The sequence below is a fragment of the Methylobacterium gossipiicola genome, assembly GCF_900113485.1.
Classification (GTDB): Bacteria; Pseudomonadota; Alphaproteobacteria; order Rhizobiales; family Beijerinckiaceae; genus Methylobacterium; species Methylobacterium gossipiicola.
Genome location: NZ_FOPM01000015.1, coordinates 26598 through 47163 on the forward strand (window position 1 = coordinate 26598; position 20566 = coordinate 47163).

Below are 20566 nucleotides of genomic sequence, written 5' to 3' on the forward strand. Positions count from 1 at the left end.
GTTGTTCGGCGGGCGCTCCGATCCTGCCGTTCCACGCCGGGCGGCCTCCCGAAGCGAACCCGCCTCCCGAGTTCCGGCTCTCCCGGTCTGACGCCACGGCGCCCGTGTCGGATCAGAGGATCGCGTTTCTCCACTTTCCGTCGGACTCGTCATACTCCTCCTTCCGGTCGAGCAGCCAACGGTCGCCGCGCCGGATCAGCGTGTACCGGCAGCGCATCTCGAACCCCGTCTGCTGCTGGGTGACGATCACGACCCTCCGCGGCATGACCTCGACCGTCTCGGTGCTCTCCCGCTCCGGATCGAACTCGGGCGGCGATCCGAGGGCGGGGCCGGCCATCAGCTTGCCCCTCTTACGCTCGCGCGCCGTGACGTAGCGGTCGTAGATCGGGGCCAGATCGCGCCGGGCCTCCGCGAACCGCTTCGGGTCGCCGCCCGCGACGGGGGGGTAGTGCCGCACTTCCCAAACGTTCATTTCGGCCATGAAGCCGCGGAGCACGGCCATCGCCTCCGCTCCGGTCTCATCCGCCATGAGGGGCTCCCCTGTTCCCGACGCCGCGTTGGCCGATCCGGAATACCGGCGGACGAGGCTGTGTCGAGACCGTGGCGCTGCCGCTTGTCCAAGGTCGGATCACGTCGTCGACGGTGTGCGACAGGCGTCTCCTCCCGAATCGCCCAGGCCCGCTTCCCGCCGGGCACGGTCGAGGATATCCGTTTCGCATGAGCCGTTTCGACACCACAGCGGAAGCCGTCCGCGTCGTCCTCGCCCCGTTCGGAGCGCTCCGTCCGCAGTTCCCCGCCGACTGGAACGGCGAGATCGCGCTTCATCCCTCACTGATCCGCTTCTACGGGGAGGTCGGTCCCTATGGTGAGGATGGGCCGCATGGCCCCGACGGGCTGACCATTCCGACCACCGGCAACGCGTTCGCGATCCCTCCGCTGGCCCGGCTGTGGGAGGGGCAGGCCGGCTATCGCTGGCATGGACTGACTGGCAAGCGCCTTGCGGGCTGGCGGGACGAGTGGCTCGTCGTGGCCGATCAAGGTGGCGATCCCTTCATCCTCGACGGGACGACGGGGGCGGTCCTGCACGCGCACCACGGCGGGGGCGCCTGGGAGCCGGAGCCGATCTTCGCCGACGTGTTCGCCATGGCGCTGGTGCTGGGCACGATCGGAGCCGTGCACGAAGAAGGCGGCGAGGGCCTCTACGACGAGGAATTCGAGGTGCGCCCGGCGTGGCGCGCCGTGTTGCGCGCCCGGCTTGCGCCCTCCGTCGGCGAGACCGAGGCCGACAGCATCGCTTCCCGCTTCGGCTGGTAGGGGCCGGGCACCGGGCCCCTCCGGCACCGGACGCGTCCGCGCCTCATAGGTTCTCCACTGCCACCCGGCGGCGTCGTCGCGTTCGGCCATGATCCAGCCGCCGGATACGCCGCCGTTGAGATTTGCGTCTGCACGCGATGCAATCGCAAGAGGAAGTCTGGGAAATTATGAGGGCATCAAAGCGACTGGTGGACGGTGCAGGGATCGAACCTGCGACCTTTCCCGTGTGAAGGGAACGCACTACCGCTGTGCTAACCGTCCGCACCACGTCAGATTGGTCCGGGTCTCTCCGCCGGGGCGCGTCCTGAGAAGGACGCTGCCGGGCGTCGCCGCCGGACCGAGGGCCTTCTAGGGCGAGGTGCCCCGGCCCGTCAAGGCGGGAATCCTTTCGAAGCGGAATTTACGGGCGTGCCTCGCGCTCGGGTCCCAGGCGCATGAGGACGAGGACGGGCAGAAGGCCGACGCCGACGATGAGCAGGGCCGCCACCGTGCCGTCCTCGTAGGTGCCCCGCGCCGCTTCGCCGTAGAGGTGGGTCGCCAGCGTCTCGACGTTGAGGGGGCGCAGCAGCAGGGTCGCGGGCAGTTCCTTAACGCAATCGACGAAGACCAGGAGGGCGCCGCTGAGCAGCGCCGGCCACGCCAGGGGCGCCTGGACGCGCACGAGGGTCGCGGCGGGGCCGCGCCCCAGCATCCGCCCGGCATCGGGCAGGCTGCGGGGAAGGCGCGCGAGACCCGCCTCGCAGGTGCCGGTGGCGACGGCGAGGAAGCGGATGAGGTAGGCGACCACGAGGGCGCCGCCCGTGCCGAGGCCGATCAGCGCCGGGGCGCCGCCGAACACCCGCGTCAGCCCATCCGACAGGGCGGTGTCGGCGAGCGCCAGGGGGCCGAGCAGGCCGATGGCCAGGATGGCGCCCGGCAGGGCGTAGCCGAGGCCCGTCACCCGGATCAGACCCGGCCCGAGGCGGCCGGGCAGGAGGCGAGGACTGGCGGCGACGAGGAAACCGAGCCCGGCGGCGAGGCCCGTGGCGACGCCGGCATACAGCACCGTATGGCCGATCTCGGACCAGAGGGAGGCGGGCCAGCCGACACGGATGACGCGCTCCAAGGCCGCGCGAACAAGGTAGCTCGCCGGGATGAGGAAGCCGACGGCGACGGGGACAGCCCCGAAGCCGAGGGCCAGGCCGGCCCGCCAGCCGTGCAGGGGCCGGCGGGCGAGGGCGCGCGGGCGCTGGGCGGTTCCGGCGAAGCCCCGCCCGCGCCGGGCGTGGCGCTCGACGGCCACGAGGGCGAGGACGGCGGCGAGCATCACCAGGGCGATCTGGGCGGCACCCGGCAGATCCGAGCGGTTCACCCAGGTGGCGTAGACCTGCACGGTGAGCGTCCGCACCCCGAGGAATTCGGCGGCGCCGATGTCGTTGAGGGTCTCCATCAGGGCGAGGCTGGCGCCGAGCGCGATGGCGGGCCGCGCCAGCGGCAGGGCCACGCGCAGGAACACGGCGGCGGGTGCGCGCCCGAGCATCCGCCCCGCCTCGATGAGGTTCGCGGCCTGCATGACGAACAGGGCTCGCGTCGGCAGGTAGACGTAGGGGTAGAGGACGAAGCCCAGCAGCAGGATGCAGCCCGGCAGGGAGCGTAGGTCGGGCAGCACGAAGTCGCGGGGGCGGGCATAGCCGAGCCAGCCGCGCAGGGCCGTCTGCACCGGGCCGATGGGGTGCAGGAGATCGAGATAGGCGTAAGCCACGATGTAGGTCGGCACCGCCATGGGCAGCAGCAGGGCGGCTTCCAGCCAGCGCCGGCCCGGAAACGCGTAGGCCGAGACGAGCCACGCCGTGCCGGTGCCGAGCCCCACCACGAGGAGGCCGACGCCGGCGAGCAGCAGGCCGGTGTCGCGCATCGCCTGCGGCAGGACATGGGCGAGGAGATGCGGCCACAGGCTCCCGTCGCCTTGTGCCGCCGCAAGGACGAGGGACGCCACGGGGCTGAGGACGAGGCCCGCCAGCGCCAGGGCCGCCCCGGCTCCGAGCCAAGCGCTCACGCGTAGGGGACGCTTCACCGCTGAAATCCGGGTTCGAAGGGCAAGCCCTTCGTGGGTCCAGGGCGAAGCCCTGGGAAAGCGTCGGGCGCCGCCCGACACCCGCCAAAGGGGGGCCCCCTTTGGAATCCCGGTTCCCCGATCAATTGTCGAAGCCGACCTTGTCGAGGAGCAGGCTCGCCGCCTTGCGGTTGCGGGCGATCTCGACCAGCGGCGTGGTGTCGATGGTGAGCGGCCCGAGCGCCGCCAGCAGGGGATCGACGGGGGCGCCGGCCTTCACGGGGTACTCGTAGTTGCCCTGGGCATACATTCCTTGCGCCGCGTCGGAGATGAGGTATTCGAGGAGCTTCACCGCCTCGTCGCGGTTCGGCGCGGCCTTCGCCACCACGGCGCCCGAGACGTTCACGTGGGTGCCCCCACCCTGGAAGGTCGGCAACAGCACGGCGATGCCGTCGCCCCAGGCTTTCTGCTCGGGGCCGCCTTTGCCCGAGCGCATGAGGCCGACATAGTAGGAATTGGCGAGGCCGATCTTGCAGGTGTCGGCGAGGATGTCGCGGGCGACGTCGCGGTCGCCGCCGGCCGGTTTGCGGGCGAGGTTGGCTTTCACGCCCTTCAGCCACGTCTCCGTCGCGTCGGCACCGTGGCGGACGAGGTAATGGGCCACGAGGGCGGTGTTGTAGGGGTGCTGGCCGGAGCGCAGGCACAGGCCGCCCTTCCAGCTCGGATCGGACAGGGACTCATACGTCAGGCCCTTTTGATCCTTCAGGTCCTTGCTCGCATAGGCGACCCGGGCCCGCATGGAGAGGGCGAACCAGCGCCCCTCGGCATCGCGCAGGGCCGGGGGAATCGCCGCCTCCAGGGTGGGCGAGCGCACGGGCTGCGCGAGGTCACGGTCCACGAGGTCGATGAGATTGCCGATATCGACGGTCATGAGCACGTCGGCCTTGGCCCGCGCGCCCTCGGCCGCCACCCGCTCGGCGAGCCCCTTCTCCACGAACACCGTGTTGACGGTGGTGCCGGTCTTGGCCGTGTAGGCGTCGAGGAGCGGCTTGATCAGACCGGGCTCGCGGGTGGTGTAGAGATTGACCTCCGCCGCCAGCGCCGTGCCGAGGGTCGCCCAGGCTGCGAGGCCCGCCCACGCGAGCCGCTTGATCCCAACCGCCATGATACGCTCCCCCCGGGGTTTCATCGGTGGTGAAGGCGAGGCGGGGCGGAAAAGCAAGGCTTAAGTTTTTGATTTGTAACAGTTAAAAACTGCTGCGGGAGGCATTTTCCGGGATCGCGGCAGGACGAGCGTTTAATCCCGCTCCTCTCGAAAAATAAAGGCCCCGGCCGGGTCCGCCGCGAGATGCACCACCGTGCCGATCTCCCGTCCGTCCGACGCCGCCACCGGCAGGGCGAGGGGCTCCAAGAAGCCCTCGACGACGATGGAGAGGAGGGCGGTCGTGCCGAGGAAGCGGCGGCTGACGACGCGGCCCGGCAGGCCCTCCCCCGGACCCACGAGGCGGATCACTTCGGGGCGCCAGCAGGCGACGAGGGCTGTCCCTTCGGCGAAGCCCGGCGCGGGGCAGGGACCGAAGGGCGTCGCCACGGTGCCGGCGCGACACGGGGCGGCAACTTCGAAAAGATCGCCGAAGAAGCGGGCGGCAAAGCGCGAGGCCGGTCGGCCGTAGAGATCTGCCCCCGTCCCGATCTGGGCGATGCGCCCGGCCCGCATCAGGGCGATGCGGTCGGCGAAACCCAGCGCCTCTTCCGGGTCGTGCGTCACCAGGATCGTGGTGGTGCCGGTCTCGCGCAGAACGCCGAGGGTGTCGGCCCGCACCCGGTCGCGGGTGCGCCGGTCGAGGTTCGAGAACGGCTCGTCGAGGAGGAGGATGCGCGGCCCCGGCGCCAGGGCGCGGGCGAGCGCCACCCGCTGGCTCTCGCCGCCCGACAGGGTGGCGGGGTAGCTCTCGGCGCGGTGACCGAGGCCGACCTGTTCGAGGCGGGCCGCCGCGAGGGCCAGGGCCGTGGCGCGTGGGTGGGCGTGGAGGCCGAAGCGCACGTTCTCGGCCACGGTGAGGTGGGGGAACAGGGCGTAATCCTGAAACATCAGCCCGACGCCCCGGGCTTCCGGCGGCACGCCGCCGATTTCCGCGCCGTCGAGGCGGACGCTGCCGCGATCCGGCCGCTCGAGGCCCGCGATCACCCGCAGCAGGGTGCTCTTGCCGCAACCGGAATCGCCGAGGAGGGCGACGATCTCGCCCGGCTGCACCGCGAGGTCGATGCCGTCGAGCGCCCGCAACGCTCCGAAACGGAGGCCGAGATCCTGCAGTTCGAGGCGGGGCGTGGCGGGCATCGGCACCGGGCTCAGGCGATGAGGGAGCCCGTTAGAGAGCCGATCTGCCCCGAGGGCAATGCGGAGCCCGTCGCGCTGAGACCCGATCATGCCTATATTCCGGTTATGTTCCAGAACCTTTCGCGCCGATGCCCAGCGTCGCCGACATCCTGATCCCGCTGGCGCTCGACAGCGCCTACAGCTACGCCGTGCCGGCCAGGCTCACCCTGGCGGTGGGCGACGTGGTGCAGATTCCGCTGGGGCCCCGCGAGACCGTCGGGGTCGTCTGGGGCGTGCGCGAGAGCCCGTCGGGTTCGAACCTGCGCCCGGTCACCGGCCGCATCGAGGTGCCGCCGCTCGCCGGTCCGTTGCGCGAACTCGTGGACTGGCTCGCCCGCTACACCCTGGCGCCGAAGGGCTCGGCGCTGGCCATGGCCCTGCGCCTGCCCGACGAGGCGGCCCAGGGCGAGACCGTGCGCATCGGTGTGCGCGCCTCGGGCAAGGCGCCCGCCCGCCCGACGGCGGCACGGCTGAAGGTGCTGAGCGTGGCCGCCGATGGCACCCTGCGGGGCAAGAGCGCGCTCGCCAAGGAGGCCGGCGTGTCGCTCAGCGTGGTCGACGGCCTCATCGACGACGGCGCCCTGGAGGCCTTGGCGCTGGCCCCCGAGCCCGTGGCCCTGCCGCCCGATCCGGACCATGCCCGCGTGCCCCTGTCGGAGGCGCAAGCGCAGGCCGTGCGCGATCTCATCGCCTTGATGTATCCGGTGCCTGCCGGGGGCGCAGCGCTGTCCCTCGCGGATGGGCTCGGGTCCCCACACCTTCCAGGAGAGGGGCAGGGCGAGGTCTGTGAAATCTCCGGAGAGGCCCCACACCTCACCCCAACCCTCTCCGTCCAGGAGAGGGAGGCCGTTGCGGTGCCGGAAGCGCAGGGCAAGCTCGCCGTGGGGGCCGGGGATGGCAGGCCGCGCGCGCCCACCATCCTCCTCGAAGGCGTCACCGGCTCGGGCAAGACGGAGGTGTATTTCGAGGCCGTGGCCGATTGCGTCCGGCGCGGGCGCCAAGCCCTCATCCTCATGCCGGAAATCGCCCTGACGGCGCAGTTCCTCGACCGGTTCGCCGAGCGCTTCGGCGTGCGGCCGGCGACCTGGCATTCGGGCATCGGCGGCAAGCGCCGCGAGCGCATCCGCGCCGGGGTGGCGGCGGGCGAGATCGCCGTGGTGGTTGGTGCCCGCTCGGCCCTGTTCCTGCCGTTCACGGAGCTCGGCCTCATCGTCGTCGATGAGGAGCACGAGGCCGCCTACAAGCAGGAGGACGGGGTGCATTACCACGCCCGCGACATGGCCGTGGTGCGCGGGCGCATCGAGAATTGCCCCGTCGTCCTCGCCTCCGCCACGCCCTCCCTTGAGACGCGGGTGAACGCCGAACGTGGGCGCTACCGCCACATCGTCCTGCCCGAGCGCTTCGGTGGCCGGCGCCTGCCCGACATCAAAGCCCTCGACATGCGTTCGGACAAGCCGGAGCGGGGCAGCTTCCTCGCCCCCGTCCTGGTGACGGCGGTGCGCGAGACGCTTGCGGAGGGCAATCAGGCGCTGCTGTTCCTCAACCGCCGGGGCTACGCGCCCCTCACCCTGTGCCGGGCCTGCGGCCACCGCTACCAGTGCCGCAACTGCTCGACCTGGCTCGTGGAGCACCGCTTCCGCAAGGCCCTCGTCTGCCACCAATGCGGCTATGCCGAGCGCCGCCCCGAGGCGTGCACGGAATGCGGCACCTTCGACAACCTCACCCCCTGCGGCCCCGGCGTCGAGCGCATCGCCGAAGAGGTGACGGCGCTGTTCCCCGACAAGCGCATCATCGTCCTGTCGAGCGACTTTCCCGGCGGGGCCGAGCGTCTGCGCGCCGAACTCCAGACCGTGGCCGAGGGCGGCTGCGATATCGTCATCGGCACGCAATTGGTGGCGAAAGGCCACAACTTCCCGCACCTCACCCTGGTGGGGGTGCTCGACGCCGATATCGGCCTGACCTCCGGCGATCCGCGCGCGGCCGAGCGCACGTTCCAGCTGCTGCAGCAGGTGACGGGCCGGGCCGGGCGCGGCGAGAAGCCGGGCCGCGCCCTGCTCCAGACCTACCAGCCCGACCATCCGGTCATCGCCGCCCTGCTGTCGGGGGATGCGGAGCGGTTCTACGAGGAGGAGATCGCCGCCCGCGAGGCCGCCGGCCTGCCCCCCTTCGGGCGTCTGGCCGCCCTCATCGTCTCGGCCACCGACCGCGCCGTGGCCGAGGCCCACGGGCAGGCCCTCGCCCGGGCGGCCGAACCGCCCGAGGGGGTGATGGTGCTCGGCCCCGCCGAGGCGCCGCTGGCCCTGGTGCGGGGACGCTACCGCTTCCGCCTGCTGGTGAAGACCGAACGCGCCATCGACCTGCAGAGCTACCTGCGCGACTGGATCGCGCGCGGGCCGAAGGTTCGCGGCAACGTGAAGGTCGCCATCGACGTCGATCCGCAGAGTTTTTTGTAGGGCGAGCCCCATTCAACTCAGCGGCGACGCAAAGCGGGCCTTGAAGAGGTGCGCTTTACTCGTCGGTCTTGTTTCAAGGGTGTCCAGCGGCGGCGGTGGCGGGGAAGAATTTCTAAACGAGATCCGGCGTAATCTTTCGCGGTTCGACGACCAAGAAACGAAAACGATGCTGGGAGTTCCTCGTCGATGGCCTTGCCGCTCCGGCTCTCGAAAAGGCTGCGCTCTGCCCGCACTTGGATCGCCCTCGGTGTGCTGGCCCCCATCGGCATGCTCGTGGTCTCCGGCCTGATGCTCCTCGACCTGCGGCGGGATGCCTGGGACAAGGCCAAGCAGACGTCGGAGAACCTGCTTCAGGTCATCGAGCACGATATCTCGCGAAACATCGAAATCATCGACCTGACCCTTCAGGCCGTCGTCGACAACCTGAAGGCCCCCGGCGTAGCCGAGGCTTCCCCCGAGCTGCGCCAGCTCATCCTGTTCGACCGGGCCGCGTCGGCCCGCGACCTCGGCGTCATGCTCGTGCTCGACGAGAACGGCGACGTCATCGTGGATTCGTCGGCTTGGCCGCCGCGCAAGCTCAACAACGCCGACCGCGACTACTTCCAGGCGCACAAGGCCCGTCGAGATCTGGGGCTCGTCATGAGCGGACCGCTGGTGTCCCGCCTGACCGGAGCGCGCATCGTCGTGCTGAGCCGCCGCATCGACAAGCCGGACGGGACGTTCGGCGGCATCGTCCTGGGAAGCCTGAAACTGTCGTACTTCATCCGATTGTTCGACCAGATCGGCCTCGGCCCGGACGATGCGATCAACCTCTACCTGCGGGATGGGACGCGCCTCATCCGATACCCCTACGAGGAGGCGGATATCGGTGCGAACATCGCCGGATCGCCGACTTTCGACCGTTTCGCGAGCGAGCGCTCCGGCGCCTTCGTCGCCGTCTCCGTGCGCGACGACGTCGAGCGACACTACGCCTTCACTCACGTCGGCGATTGGCCCCTCATCCTCAACGTCGCGCTCGCGACCGACACGATCGAGTCGGCTTGGCGCAACAAGGCCCTGGTCATCAGCGGGATCGTGCTCGCGCTTTGCGGCCTGACCATCTTCCTATCGCTACTCTATGGGCGCGACCTGCGCCGCCGCGCGGCCCTACAGGCCGAACTCGCGGAGCTTTCCTGCACCGATGTCCTGACGGGACTGCCGAACCGGCGTCGCTTCGAAGAGGTCGCCGAGCGCGTGTGGGCGACGGCACGGCGGACACACAAACCCTTCGCCCTGCTCGTCGTCGATGCCGACCATTTCAAGCGCTACAACGACCACTACGGGCATTCGGTCGGGGACGAAGTCCTCAAGGGGCTCGCCAAGAGCCTGAGGGCCAGCGTGCATCGGCCGGACGATCTCGTCGCTCGTGTCGGCGGCGAGGAATTCGTGATCCTCCTGCCTGAAACCGACACGGACGGTGCCCTGCGCATCGCCGACAAGCTTCACGAGAGCGTCGCGTCCCTGGCCGTCCCTTCGGCCGGGATCGGGGCGGGTGAGGTCACCGTGAGCGTCGGCGTTGCCGTCGGACCCGCCACGACCGCATCGCCGCAGGACCTCTTCGAACGGGCGGATGCCGCGCTCTATGCCGCCAAGGAAGGGGGGCGCAATCAGACCCGATGTGCACCCGGAGGGCCTGAGGATACCGGTGCGATGCTCGCACTCCGCTCGCTTCACGTCTGAAACCAGAACGACGCCCGCGTGCCACAATGCGTCTCAGGTTCTGTGACAGACGCCCCGCCGGGTCCGGCGTTTGCAAGCGTGCGTTCGCCCCCCTCAAGGAGTGCCGCACGTGTTGACCTATACGAAATCCCCTGAGTCGAACGTCGCCGAGATCGTGGTCGATGGCCAGATCACCGATGCCGACATGAACACCGTCATCACCGCCATGCAGGCCGACCTCGACAAGGGCGGAAAGCTCAAGCTCCTGGAAGACGTGCGCGAGTTCAAGGGCATGGAGCCGGCGGCGTTCTTCAAGGACCCGCGCTTCGGCCTCGCCATGATGAAGGGCGTGAGCCACGTGGCCCTCGTCACCGACGCGTCCTGGCTGCGGATGATCGCCGACACCTTCGGCAAGGTCTCGCCCGCCACCATCAAGACCTTCGACCGCGCGCATATCGAAGAGGCGCGGACCTGGCTCGCGGGCGTCTGAGGTTTATTCCGCCTGGGCGGTGCGCGTCGCCTGACGCCGCGCCGTCCAGCGGCCCGAACACAGGGACGACACCTTCCAGGTGCCGCCGCCGGAATTGGCCTGGAGGCGGCCCGAGACCGCGCCGGTCGCGGTGCCGTTGCTGACGCTGAGGCCGACGGTGCCGTCCGGACCGACGCGGCCCGACAGGCTGGCGTTCTGACCGGAGACGAGGCGGATCTGGCCGTCGCGCACGGAGACCGAATAGCTGTAGCGGCTGTCGCAGACCATGCCGGTCTCGGTGACGAGATCCACCGACCACGCGCCGTTGAACGACACGGCCTCGCGGGCCGTCGCCGGCGCGAGGGTGGGCGCGGAAAGGGCGGCTCCGACAAGCAGCATCAGGGCACGGTTCAACATGCGGCATCCTTGCAAACGGGCGCGGACGAGCGTCGACCGGGTGCGGCCGAACTCGATCCCAAGCAAACGATCTCGTGTGAGTGTCGTCAGCATACGGATCGAAGCGGCAGGAATGTGACGTGTATTATCGATCCGTCGCGAACACCTTATGGTCGCGAGGATGAACCGGCCATGACTGGAGAAAGCTTGGCGCTGAGCTTAGGCGTTGCGCGCGAAATCGCTACTTGTCGTAATAGGTCTGCAGCGCGGCTCGGTCCTTGGTCCGGGGCACCGCCAGGAGGGCGAGGACGCGGGCCTTGTCGGGCGTGAGATCATCGGCGAACACCGCGCCCGCCTTCAGCAGGGTGTTGCCGCCGCCCTTGAAGCCGTACACGGGCAAGGCCCGGCCGTTATACACCTTGGTGGCGACGATGACGGGCACGCCCTTGGCGATGGCGTACTGGATGGCGTCGTACATCGGCGCGTTGACGTTGCCGAAGCCGTAGGCGGCCACCACGATGGCCGAGGCCCCGCCATCGGCGGATTGGCGCACCTGGGCGCCGTCCGTGCCCGCCGACATGGAGACGAGATCGACGCGCGGCATCCGCTCGGGCAGCGGCAGGGTCTGCCGGCGCAGGGACTTGCGGGAGAAGATCACCCGGTCCTCGTCGACGTAGCCGAGGGTTCCGGCATCGCCCGAATTGAAGGTCTCGACGTTGTTCGTGTGCGTCTTGCGCACCTCGCGGGCGGCATTGATGTGGTGGTTGAGCGTGACGGTGACGCCCATGTCCCCGGAATCCGGCGACAGGATCTGCCGCACGGCGTTGAGGAGATTGCGGCTGCCGTCGGCATCGGCGTCCGAGGCGTTGCGCTGGGCGCCGACCATCACGACGGGCTTCGTGCTGCGCAGGGTCAGGTCGAGGAAATAGGCCGTCTGATCCAGCGTGTCGGTGCCGTGCAGGACGACGGCGCCGGCGATCTCCGGTCGGGCCAGGAGGGCGTCGACCTGACGCGACAGGCCGGGCCAGAGTTCCGGCCCCATATAATCGCTGGGCACGTTGCTGAACTCGGTGACTTCGATCCGCGCGAGGTCGGCGAGCTTGGGCACGGCGGCGACGAGGTCTGCCCCCGACAGGGCCGGCACCGGCGCCCCCGTGGCGGGATCGTTCTTCATCGCGATGGTGCCGCCCGTGGCGACGATGGCGATGAGGGGGCGTTCCCCCGGGGCACGCTCGGCGGCCGAGGCGGTCATGGCGGAGAGGGTCATGGCGGTCAAAGCCCAGGCGAACGCGGCCAGGGCGGCGTGACGAAGGATGGCCGGTGTCGTCATGCGGCGCGCCCTGAACTTGGGGGAGGTGAGGGGACCGATCAGTCGAGGGGCCGTGCCTCTTCGGGCAGCATGATCGGGATGCCGTCGCGGATCGGATAGGCGAGCTTGGCCGAGCGGCTGATGAGCTCCTGCCGGGCGACGTCGTAATCGAGCGTGTCCTTGGTCAGGGGGCAGACCAGGAGTTCGAGGAGCTTCGGGTCGACGCGGGTCGCCTCGACCGGGCTCTGGGTGTCATCGGCCATGGGCGTTCATCCTCGATGCCATCATTGCAGGGTGGGCTCGGAGCCCGAGCCCCGCACCAACTCCATTTCGGTCACCGCGATCAAGACCTCCGCCCGCGTCTTGAGGTCGGGGGCTTCCAGCATCGCCTGTTTCTCGCGGGCGCCGAACGGGCTCATCATGCAGAGGGCGTTGACGAGGGCCTCGTTGGGGGCCTCGTCGATGCCGGCCCAGTCGACCTTCAGATCGTTGACCTCGACGAAGTCCTTCAGGGCCTTCAGCACGCCTTCGCGGTTCACGGCCTCTTCGCCCGCCCGGGGCTCGAAGTCGAGGGCGAAGTCGTCATACGAGACCTGGCAGCGGCGGTAGCGCGTGGTCACCGCCAACTCGCTCTCGACCCGGAACCGGGCGACGCCGGTGAGCGAGATGAGGTAACGGCCGTCCCCGGTCTCGGCGAACTGGGTGATGCGCCCGGCGCAGCCGACCCGGAACAGCTTCGGAGTCATGGGTGACGCGCCGGCTTCCACGTCGGGCTGGATCATGCCGATGATCCGGTCCGTGCGCAGGGCGTCGTCGATCATGGCGAGGTAGCGCGGCTCGAAGATGTTGAGCGGCATCTGTCCACGGGGCAGCAGCAGCGCACCGGGCAGGGGAAAGACCGGGATGACACCGGGGCAATCGGCCGGTCCCTTGTAGCCCGCATGCGTGCTCATCACGTCGCCTCGTCGGTTCGATGGATCACGCCGAAATCACGTGTCACGCAAAGACCAGCGTCGAGAGCCGGCGCCGGCCCCGGACGGAAGCCTTGTCCATGAGGCCCCAGGCCTCGAAGAAGGTGAGGAGCTGCTTGCGCGCCGCGCCCTCGTTCCAGGTCCGGTCCCGCCGCTCGATCTCGATGAGCTGGTCCACGGCCTCGTCGCGCTTGTTCAGGCCGTTGAGGCCCAGCGCGAGGTCGAAACGGGCCTGATGATCGGCCGGATCGGCCTCGATCCGGCGCTGGAACGCGCCGAGATCGCCGAGTTCGGCGGCCTTCTCGGCCAGTTCCAAGGCGGCGCGCACGCCCGTGAGGGCGGGGTCGTTCGCCTTGTCGGCGGGCGCGAGGGCCAGGACTTCCCTGGCCTTGTCGATCTCGCCGAGGTCGAGTTGGAGCTTGGCCAGGGCCGCGATGGCGGTGAGGTTCTGCGGCTCTTCGGCGAGGATCGCGGCGTAGAGCTGGGCGGCGCCGACCGTGTCGCCCACCCCCAGCATCGCGTCCGCCTCGGAAAGCGCCTCCTCGATGGGGGAGGGGCCTACGGGCCCGGCGAGGCGCGCGATGAACTCCTTGATCTGAGCCTCGGGCACGGCGCCCATGAACCCGTCCACGGGCTGGCCCTTGTCGAAGGCGATGACGGCGGGGATCGACTGGATGCCGAGCTGGCCGGCGATGGAGGGATGCTCGTCGATGTTCATCTTCACGAGCGTCACGGCGCCGGCGGAAGCGCGCACCACCTTCTCCAGCACGGGGGCGAGCTGCTTGCACGGGCCGCACCACGGCGCCCAGAAATCCACCAGCACGGGCTGCTGCATGGAGGCGGCGATCACGTCCTGGCGGAAGCTCGCCGTGGTGACGTCCTTGATCGGGTCGCCGGCCTGGGGCGCGTCGTTCAACATCGGGTCCTCGAAACGTCGTCAGGAGTGGTCGGTGCGGGTCGGGTCTGTCCGCCCACAGGCCCGCCCGTCAAGGGTGCCCGTCGCGGCCATGTCGCACCGCGGCGGAAAATCCCCTCCCTACGCGAGGGGGCGGCGCCCTGGGGGGGCCGGCTCAAGGGGCCGGCGCACCGGGGGGCGCCTTGGTGTCGGTGACGAAGGTGCCGGCATAGGTGCCCTTCGCCGCGTTGGCCTCGCAGGTGATGGCGGTCTTGCCCGGCGCCGGCGTGCTGAAGGCACACGATCCCACCGCCACCAGGGGGCCTTGGGTCACGCCGTCCTTCGTGGTCTCGCTCGGAATCACGAGGTTGATGGGCTGGAGCGGATCGGTCTCCTCCGTGCGCTCCTGCTGGGCGCCGTTGCCGCTGAAGCTGAGGGCCCGGCCGTCGGCCGAGAAATCGAAGCTCGTGCGGCTGCGCGAGACGGTGTTCATGAGCGTGCCCTTGCAGGTCGCGGTCACGTCCTGGCCGGCGATCACCAGCTTCTCGCAGCGGCCCTCGAGCTTGACCGCCGTCTGTGCCAGGGCCGGGCCGACGAGAAGGGCCGGGCCGGCGAGCAGCAGGGGAGCCAAGGCAAGGGGGAGGCGCAGAAATCGTGTCATGAGGCAGATGTATGGTGGCGTCCCGATCTGTCGAGGGGGCCGACCGCTGTTGGTTCCGCCGCCGCCTGCCTTTGGTTCCCGTGCCGCCTTTGCTCAGGCGGCCTGCGCCGTCGCGATCTCGGGCGGCAGATCCTTCTGGAAGGCGCGGATATCGAACCGGTCGTCCGGGACGCGGGTGAGGAAGCGTTCGGCCATCTCGAACAGCAGCAGGTCGGGCCGTACCGATTCGATGTAGGTCCAGTCGAGGCTCGACGACCACACGAAATGCACCTCGCGAAAGGTCTCGGCCAGCAGCCCCGTCAGCATGATCGGCGCGAAATGCGCGTAGGAATCGCCGAACAGCACCACCGTGCGCGGATCGGCGCCGGGGCTGTCGTTGCGATAGACCACATGGGCGCCGACGTGGAGATCGGGCGCCCGGCCGGCCGCCTCGTAAGCCTCCACCAGGGGGCTGGCGTAATGGCGCCGCGCGTCGCGGTCGATGATGCCGTGGCTCGCCGTCTCGGTCGGCTGGTCGGCGAGCTTGTCGCCGAGATCGCGAACCCGCGTCGTCTCGAAGCGCGGCCGGTCGAACAGGTCGGCGGGCGGCACCGCGCCGCACGCCCTGAGCAGGATGCGGTAGGCGAGCAGGCAGCCGTCGTAGTTCCAGTGGGTGTCGGTGCGGTAGTAGAGGGGCACCGGGCCGTCTCGGGCCGCGCGCATCGGTCCGACGAGATCGACGAAGGCCGGATTGTCGAGGAGCCGCCGGGCGAGGCGCCGGGCGGGCGAGCGCCCGGCCTCGAAGCCGAGATCGTCCGTGCGATGGTCGTAGACGGAGAGCTTTTCCGGCACGAGGGTATGGACGTAGCGGATGCCGAGGCCCCGCGCGCGGGCGGCCCGCGCTTCGATGAGTTTCGCCCAGGCGCGCAGGCGCCACCACCGCGCCGGGGTCGCGCGATACTGCGCGAGCACGCCGTTGCTGCCCCCGATCAGGAAGAGCCAACCCTCCTGCCCCACATGGACGATCTCCCGGTGTTTTCGACGCATGCCCGCTGTCTAGACGGCCCGCGCCGTCCTGAACAGGCCGGGGCTGGACCCCGGCCGCCGCCGCGCCATCTGCCTTCCGATCATGACGAACTCCGACGCGACGCCCGATCCGCTGATCCTCACCCTGCAGTTCGAGGCGCAGACCTACGCGTTCTTCGACGACCTGCGCCGGCGGCATTTCCCCGCCGCCCTCAACAGGATTCCCGCCCACGTCACCCTGTTCCACCACCTGCCCGGCGCCGACGCGGCGGGCATCCTCGAGACCGTGGCGGCCCGCGCCCGCGCGGAGGCGCCGCCCCTCGTCTCCGTGACGGGGCTGCGCTTCCTCGGGCGCGGCGTCGCCTACACCCTGGAATCGGCCGGCCTCTCGGCTTTCCGGGGGCGCCTCGCCCGCGACTTCGCCGCCGTGCTCACCGCCCAGGACGCGCAGGGCTGGCGGCCGCACGTCACGATCCAGAACAAGGTCGCGCCGGGCGCGGCCCGCGCCCTGCTCGCCGAACGCGAGGCCGCGTTCGAACCCTTCGCCTTCACGGCGCCCGGCCTGGTGCTGTGGCGCTATCTCGGCGGTCCGTGGGAACGCCGGGCCACCGTCGCGTTTGGAGAGAACCGCTGATACTCCTCCTCGCTCCCAACCGCTTCCAGGCTCCGCGATGAAATCCCTGACGGCCCTCGGCCGCATCGATCCCCTGCTCGGCCGGGCCAACGCCCTACGCTTGGCGCTGCGCCTTAACGAGGTCGGCGCCGTGGTGGCGCTGCTTGCCGTCAGCCTCCTCGGTTACGGCTTTTTCGCCCTGGCGAGCGAGGTGGGCGAAGGCTCCACCGCCGCCCTCGACCGCAAGATCCTCCTCGCCCTGCGCAATCCGGCCGATCTCTCCGACCCCATCGGGCCGCGCTGGCTCGAGGAGACCATGCGGGACATCACGGGCCTGGGCAGCGTCTTCACCATCGTGTTCGTGACGGCGGCGGCGGTGGCCTATCTCGCCATGACCGGGCGGCGGCGCATCGCCGCCTTCGTGGTCGCGGCCATCGGGGGCGGCGAGCTGTTCTCGACGGTGCTGAAGCTGTTCTACCACCGGCCCCGGCCGGACCTCGTGCCCCACGGCATGGAGGTGTTCACGGCGAGCTTCCCCAGCGGCCACGCCATGATGTCGGCCATCGCCTACCTCACCCTCGCGGCCCTCGTCGCCCGGGTCGATCGGCAACGCGGCGTGAAGATCCTCGTGATGCTGGTCGGCGTGTCCATGACCCTGCTCGTCGGCTTCAGCCGGGTCTATCTCGGCGTGCATTGGCCGAGCGACGTGCTCGCCGGCTGGTGCGTCGGCGCTGCCTGGGCCGCCCTGTGCTGGTTCGTCGCCCTCCAGCTCCAGCGCCGGGGCGAGGTCGAGGCACCCACGGAGGCTCCGCCGCCGCGTTAACGCTTTCGCAAGGATGGCGGCCCGGTGGGGCAGCCATGGGGACTCGGTTGTGGTTGTATTGTCGCGCAACCGATGGAGCCCCCCTTTGACCGACGCCCCCGAGCGCCGCCGCAATCCCCGCCAACGCAGCCTCCTCGGCGCCAGCCTCGAGGCCGGTTGCGGCGGGGCCACCACCTGCCTCGTGCGCAACCTCGGCACTGACGGGGCCAAGCTGGCCGTCAGCGACGCGGTGCCCCTGCCGGACACCTTCCCCATCCGGATCGACAAGCATCGGGCGACGCGCACGGCGCATCTCGTCTGGCGCGCGGGCGGGTTCGTCGGCGTGCGCTTCACGCCCGAGCCTGAGGCCGCGTCGGTGGTGCCCCTCCACCTCGCCCGCGCGTTGCGGCAGGTCCGGGCCGAGAACGCCGAACTGCGCAGCCGCCTCGCCGCCAGCCAGGATGGGTGATCGCGGAACACCCCGTCTCCGGGGGGCGTTCCTCCGGGGTCTTCGCCCTCTCGCGCGTGTCCGCCCGGTGGATGCCCGTTCGGCGGCTTCCCGAAGCGGTGTGTTCTCATGAATGACGATTCTTCCCGGCGCGACCGGCCCACGGGCGGCGACCTGCCCCTCTCCCGGCGAAAGCTCCTGCGTGCCGGTGGGTTGACGGTGACGGGCGCGGCCCTCGGCCTCGGGAGCGCGCGGGCGCAAGGAGGTCCCGCGCCGGGCGTGCCCGGCCCCTCGGTGCCCGCCGACACCGGAGCGGTGCAGGGCGGCAAGGTCATGTTTCCGAACTGGCGCGGGGCCGGCGACCGGGTGCCGCCACCCCCGCCCGCCCCGATGCCGCCGGCCCAGCGCGTCGGCTTCGCGGTGGTCGGCCTCGGGCGCCTCAGTCTGGAAGAGATCCTGCCGGCCTTCGGCGAGACGAAACGCGCCCGCCTCGCGGCGGTGATGTCGGGGACGCCGACGAAAGCCAAGCTCGTGGCCGAGCAATACGGCGTGCCGGCCGATGCGGTCTACGGCTACGACGAATGGGAGCGCCTGGCCCAGAACCCGGCCGTGAAGGCCGTCTATATCGTCACCCCCAACGGCCTCCACCGTGACCATGTCCTGGCCGCCGCCAAGGCCGGCAAGCATGTGCTGTGCGAGAAGCCCATGGCCAACACTTCGGCCGAGGCCCGCGAGATGATCGCGGCCTGCGCCAAGGCCAATCTGAAACTGATGATCGCCTATCGCTGCCAGTACGAGCCCTACAACCGCGAGGTGACGCGCCTCGCCCGCTCCGGCGAGTTCGGCAAGCCGCGCCTGATCCAGGCGTTCAACGGCCAGACCACGGGCCTGCCGCAGCAATGGCGCCTGCGAAAAAGCCTCGCGGGCGGCGGGGCGCTGCCGGATATCGGCCTCTACTGCCTCAACGGCGTGCGGGCGCTGACCGGCGAGGAGCCGGTCTCCATCACGGCGAGTGTGTATTCGCCCCCGGGCGATGCGAAATTCGCCGAGGTCGAGGAGACGGTGTCGTTCACCCTTCGGTTCCCTTCCGGGGTGATCGCCCAGTGCATGACGAGCTACGGCGTGCACGAATCGCGCCGGCTCCAGCTCCACACGGAGCGGGCCGACATCGACCTGCGCAACGCCTTCGCGTATCGCGGCCAGCACCTCGTGGTCTCGCATCCCGACGGCGCCGTGGAATCGCAGGATTCGCGGATGCTGACCCCGAAGAATCAGTTCGCCCTCGAGATCGACCACATGGCCCGCTGCATCCTTGAGGACCGGCGCCCGCGCACCCCCGGCGAGGAGGGGCTGCAGGATCAGGTCCTCATGGAGGCGATCTACGAGGCGGCCCGCTCGGGCCAGCCCGTCACCGTCGGACCGCCGCCGGGGGCCAAGGACGGCCTCGATGTCACGCGCGGCCCCGAACTCGACGAGGCCGGCTGATCGTGGGACGGATCGTCATGGAAGCCCTGTAGGATGTGGGGCAATCCATCCGCCGTTCCGCCGCGAGCCCGCCCATTTCCCGCCGCCTTCGCTTCGCCCTGTGCCTCGCCTGCGCCGTCGATCCCTCCCTCGCCACGGCTGAGAGCCCGGCCGAGGAGCGGGCGCGGATCGCGGCCGAGGGCATCGATATCGGTTCGGATCGCGGCGCGGGTGGCGACCCCCTGACCTCGGTCGCCCAGTCGGTCACCTCGTCGCGCCCGTCCGCCAATCTCGACACCACGATTCAAGACAGTCTCGGGGCCTCCGGCGATCCGTTCGGCCTGCGGGCCTTCCTCAAAACGCGCGGCATCACCTATAGCCTCACCTATATCGGCGAGGGCCTCGGCAACGCCACGGGGGGCTTGAGGCGGCGGGCGATTCTCGAAGGGCTTCTGGACCTCGAAATCGACGTCGATCTCGGGCCGCTGGTGGGCTGGCAGGGCGCGGCGCTGCACACGAACCTGTTCCAGATCCACGGGGCGGGCCTGTCGCGCGGCACCCTCGACAATCTCATCACGGTGAGCGGTATCGAGGCGCTGCCGTCCTCGCGCCTCTACGAATTGTCGTTCGAGCAGAAACTGTTCGACGAAAGAGTCTCCCTGCGCTTCGGCCAGCTCGCCGCCGATACCGAGTTCGCCGTGACCCAGACCGGCACGGTGTTCGTGAACTCCACCTTCGGTTGGCCCAACAACAAGGCCGTGGTGATCCCGAGCGGCGGACCGATCTATCCCCTGGCGACGCCGGGCGTGCGGGCGAAGGTCGTGCCCAACCCCAATCTCTCTTTTCAAGTCGGTCTGTTCGACGGCGATCCGGCGGGCGCGCCCCGGGGCGGCGATCCCGATCCGCAGCGGCGCAACCGCACCGGTACCGATTTTCGCACCCGCGATCCGGCCCTGGTGATGGCGGAGGTCGCCTACGCCTACAACATCGCGCCCGGAAGTCTGGGCGAGGCCGGGACCGTGACGCTCGGCGGCTGGCACCATTTCGGACGCTTCGACAGCTTGCGCCTCGACGCGGCCGGTACGCCCCTGGCGTCGCCGTTGAGCACCGGCCTCCCCCGACGCTTCCGGGGCGATAGCGGCCTCTACGCCATCCTCGACCAGACGATCTACCGCGAGCCCAACGATCCCAACGACGGCGCCAGCGTGTTCGTGCGGGTGGCCGGCGGCCCCGCCGACCGCAACCTCATCGACCTCTACGTCGATGCAGGCATCGCCTACAAGGGCCTGCTGCCGGGGCGCTCCGACGACACCCTCGGGGTCGCCTTCGCGCTGTCCCGGATCTCGCCCGCGGCCCGGGGCTTCGACACGGACACGCGCTTCGCCACCGGTCTCCCCGGCCCGCGTCGCAGCAGCGAGGCGGTGCTGGAGGCGACCTATCAGGCCGTGCTCGGCCCCGGCGTGACCCTGCAGCCCGATTTCCAGTACGTGTTCCGCCCGAGCGGCGGCATCGCCAACCCGCGCGATCCCGATGCCGGGCGCATCCGCAACGCGGCGGTGTTCGGCCTGCGCACGACGATCCGCTATTGATCTACCGCGTCCGCGAGGAACCCCCATCGCGTCACCGGCTCCGGGGCGTCGGCCGAGCGGTCGACGCCGA

At 70.2% G+C, this 20566-nt stretch carries 20 protein-coding genes and 1 tRNA gene; 9 read left to right on the forward strand and 12 right to left on the reverse strand.

Going from position 1 to position 20566, the window contains the following annotated elements:
- Window positions 1–112: 112 nt before the first annotated feature.
- Window positions 113–529, reverse strand: coding sequence for an NTF2 fold immunity protein (locus BM249_RS13685; RefSeq protein WP_091972648.1), 417 nt, complete (start codon window positions 527–529; stop codon window positions 113–115).
- A gap of 188 nt (window positions 530–717) precedes the next feature.
- Here BM249_RS13685 and BM249_RS13690 point away from each other — a divergent pair, with 188 nt between their 5' ends.
- Window positions 718–1314 carry a hypothetical protein gene (locus tag BM249_RS13690; protein ID WP_091972650.1) on the forward strand — a complete coding sequence of 199 codons (597 nt, stop codon included), beginning with the start codon at window positions 718–720 and terminating at the stop codon, window positions 1312–1314.
- A gap of 186 nt (window positions 1315–1500) precedes the next feature.
- Here the strand turns inward: BM249_RS13690 and BM249_RS13695 are convergent.
- The 4 genes from BM249_RS13695 to BM249_RS13710 form a co-directional block, all read right to left on the reverse strand.
- Window positions 1501–1575 (reverse strand) — tRNA-Val (locus tag BM249_RS13695).
- Between the two features lie 139 nt (window positions 1576–1714).
- Window positions 1715–3367 carry an ABC transporter permease gene (locus BM249_RS13700; RefSeq protein ID WP_244528750.1) on the reverse strand — a complete coding sequence of 551 codons (1653 nt, stop codon included), beginning with the start codon at window positions 3365–3367 and terminating at the stop codon, window positions 1715–1717.
- A gap of 121 nt (window positions 3368–3488) precedes the next feature.
- A complete protein-coding gene (locus BM249_RS13705) occupies window positions 3489–4511 on the reverse strand; it encodes an extracellular solute-binding protein (protein ID WP_091972652.1) in 1023 nt (340 codons plus the stop codon).
- A gap of 132 nt (window positions 4512–4643) precedes the next feature.
- Window positions 4644–5684 carry an ABC transporter ATP-binding protein gene (locus tag BM249_RS13710; RefSeq protein ID WP_091972654.1) on the reverse strand — a complete coding sequence of 347 codons (1041 nt, stop codon included), beginning with the start codon at window positions 5682–5684 and terminating at the stop codon, window positions 4644–4646.
- A 128-nt stretch (window positions 5685–5812) separates the two neighbouring features.
- On the opposite strand from BM249_RS13710, the gene BM249_RS13715 reads away from it, so the two are divergent.
- From BM249_RS13715 to BM249_RS13725, 3 genes are all read left to right on the forward strand, one after another.
- A complete protein-coding gene (locus tag BM249_RS13715) occupies window positions 5813–8176 on the forward strand; it encodes a primosomal protein N' (protein WP_177232415.1) in 2364 nt (787 codons plus the stop codon).
- Window positions 8177–8362: 186 nt separating this feature from the next.
- A complete protein-coding gene (locus tag BM249_RS13720; protein WP_091972656.1) occupies window positions 8363–9895 on the forward strand; it encodes a sensor domain-containing diguanylate cyclase in 1533 nt (510 codons plus the stop codon).
- 109 nt (window positions 9896–10004) lie between these two features.
- A complete protein-coding gene (locus BM249_RS13725) occupies window positions 10005–10364 on the forward strand; it encodes a SpoIIAA family protein (RefSeq protein WP_091972658.1) in 360 nt (119 codons plus the stop codon).
- Between the two features lie 3 nt (window positions 10365–10367).
- On the opposite strand, the gene BM249_RS13730 is transcribed toward BM249_RS13725, so the two are convergent.
- From BM249_RS13730 to BM249_RS13760, 7 genes are all read right to left on the reverse strand, one after another.
- A complete protein-coding gene (locus tag BM249_RS13730; RefSeq protein ID WP_091972660.1) occupies window positions 10368–10760 on the reverse strand; it encodes a hypothetical protein in 393 nt (130 codons plus the stop codon).
- A 220-nt stretch (window positions 10761–10980) separates the two neighbouring features.
- A complete protein-coding gene (locus tag BM249_RS13735) occupies window positions 10981–12006 on the reverse strand; it encodes an asparaginase (protein WP_177232419.1) in 1026 nt (341 codons plus the stop codon).
- 101 nt (window positions 12007–12107) lie between these two features.
- Window positions 12108–12311, reverse strand: coding sequence for a Trm112 family protein (locus tag BM249_RS13740; RefSeq protein WP_091972664.1), 204 nt, complete (start codon window positions 12309–12311; stop codon window positions 12108–12110).
- Window positions 12312–12332: 21 nt separating this feature from the next.
- Window positions 12333–13001: an LON peptidase substrate-binding domain-containing protein gene (locus BM249_RS13745; protein WP_091972666.1), complete on the reverse strand. Its 669-nt coding sequence runs from the start codon at window positions 12999–13001 to the stop codon at window positions 12333–12335.
- 43 nt (window positions 13002–13044) lie between these two features.
- Entirely contained in the window at window positions 13045–13938 is an 894-nt protein-coding gene (gene trxA, locus BM249_RS13750) for a thioredoxin (RefSeq protein ID WP_091972668.1), read from the reverse strand.
- A gap of 151 nt (window positions 13939–14089) precedes the next feature.
- Complete coding sequence (locus BM249_RS13755) at window positions 14090–14575, reverse strand: hypothetical protein (RefSeq protein WP_091972670.1); 486 nt, start codon at window positions 14573–14575, stop codon at window positions 14090–14092.
- Between the two features lie 93 nt (window positions 14576–14668).
- Window positions 14669–15601, reverse strand: a complete 933-nt coding sequence (locus BM249_RS13760; protein ID WP_091972672.1) for an alginate O-acetyltransferase AlgX-related protein — start codon at window positions 15599–15601, stop codon at window positions 14669–14671.
- 82 nt (window positions 15602–15683) lie between these two features.
- Here BM249_RS13760 and BM249_RS13765 point away from each other — a divergent pair, with 82 nt between their 5' ends.
- The 5 genes from BM249_RS13765 to BM249_RS13785 all read left to right on the forward strand — a co-directional run bounded on the left by BM249_RS13765 (window position 15684) and on the right by BM249_RS13785 (window position 20496).
- Entirely contained in the window at window positions 15684–16214 is a 531-nt protein-coding gene (locus BM249_RS13765) for a 2'-5' RNA ligase family protein (RefSeq protein ID WP_091972674.1), read from the forward strand.
- A 37-nt stretch (window positions 16215–16251) separates the two neighbouring features.
- Window positions 16252–17016: a phosphatase PAP2 family protein gene (locus tag BM249_RS13770; RefSeq protein ID WP_091972675.1), complete on the forward strand. Its 765-nt coding sequence runs from the start codon at window positions 16252–16254 to the stop codon at window positions 17014–17016.
- A gap of 85 nt (window positions 17017–17101) precedes the next feature.
- Entirely contained in the window at window positions 17102–17464 is a 363-nt protein-coding gene (locus BM249_RS13775; RefSeq protein ID WP_091972677.1) for a hypothetical protein, read from the forward strand.
- A gap of 108 nt (window positions 17465–17572) precedes the next feature.
- On the forward strand, window positions 17573–18928 hold the full coding sequence (locus BM249_RS13780; protein WP_091972679.1) for a Gfo/Idh/MocA family protein: 1356 nt from the start codon (window positions 17573–17575) through the stop codon (window positions 18926–18928).
- Window positions 18929–19095: 167 nt separating this feature from the next.
- Window positions 19096–20496, forward strand: a complete 1401-nt coding sequence (locus BM249_RS13785) for a carbohydrate porin (RefSeq protein WP_244528753.1) — start codon at window positions 19096–19098, stop codon at window positions 20494–20496.
- Window positions 20497–20566: the final 70 nt, after the last annotated feature.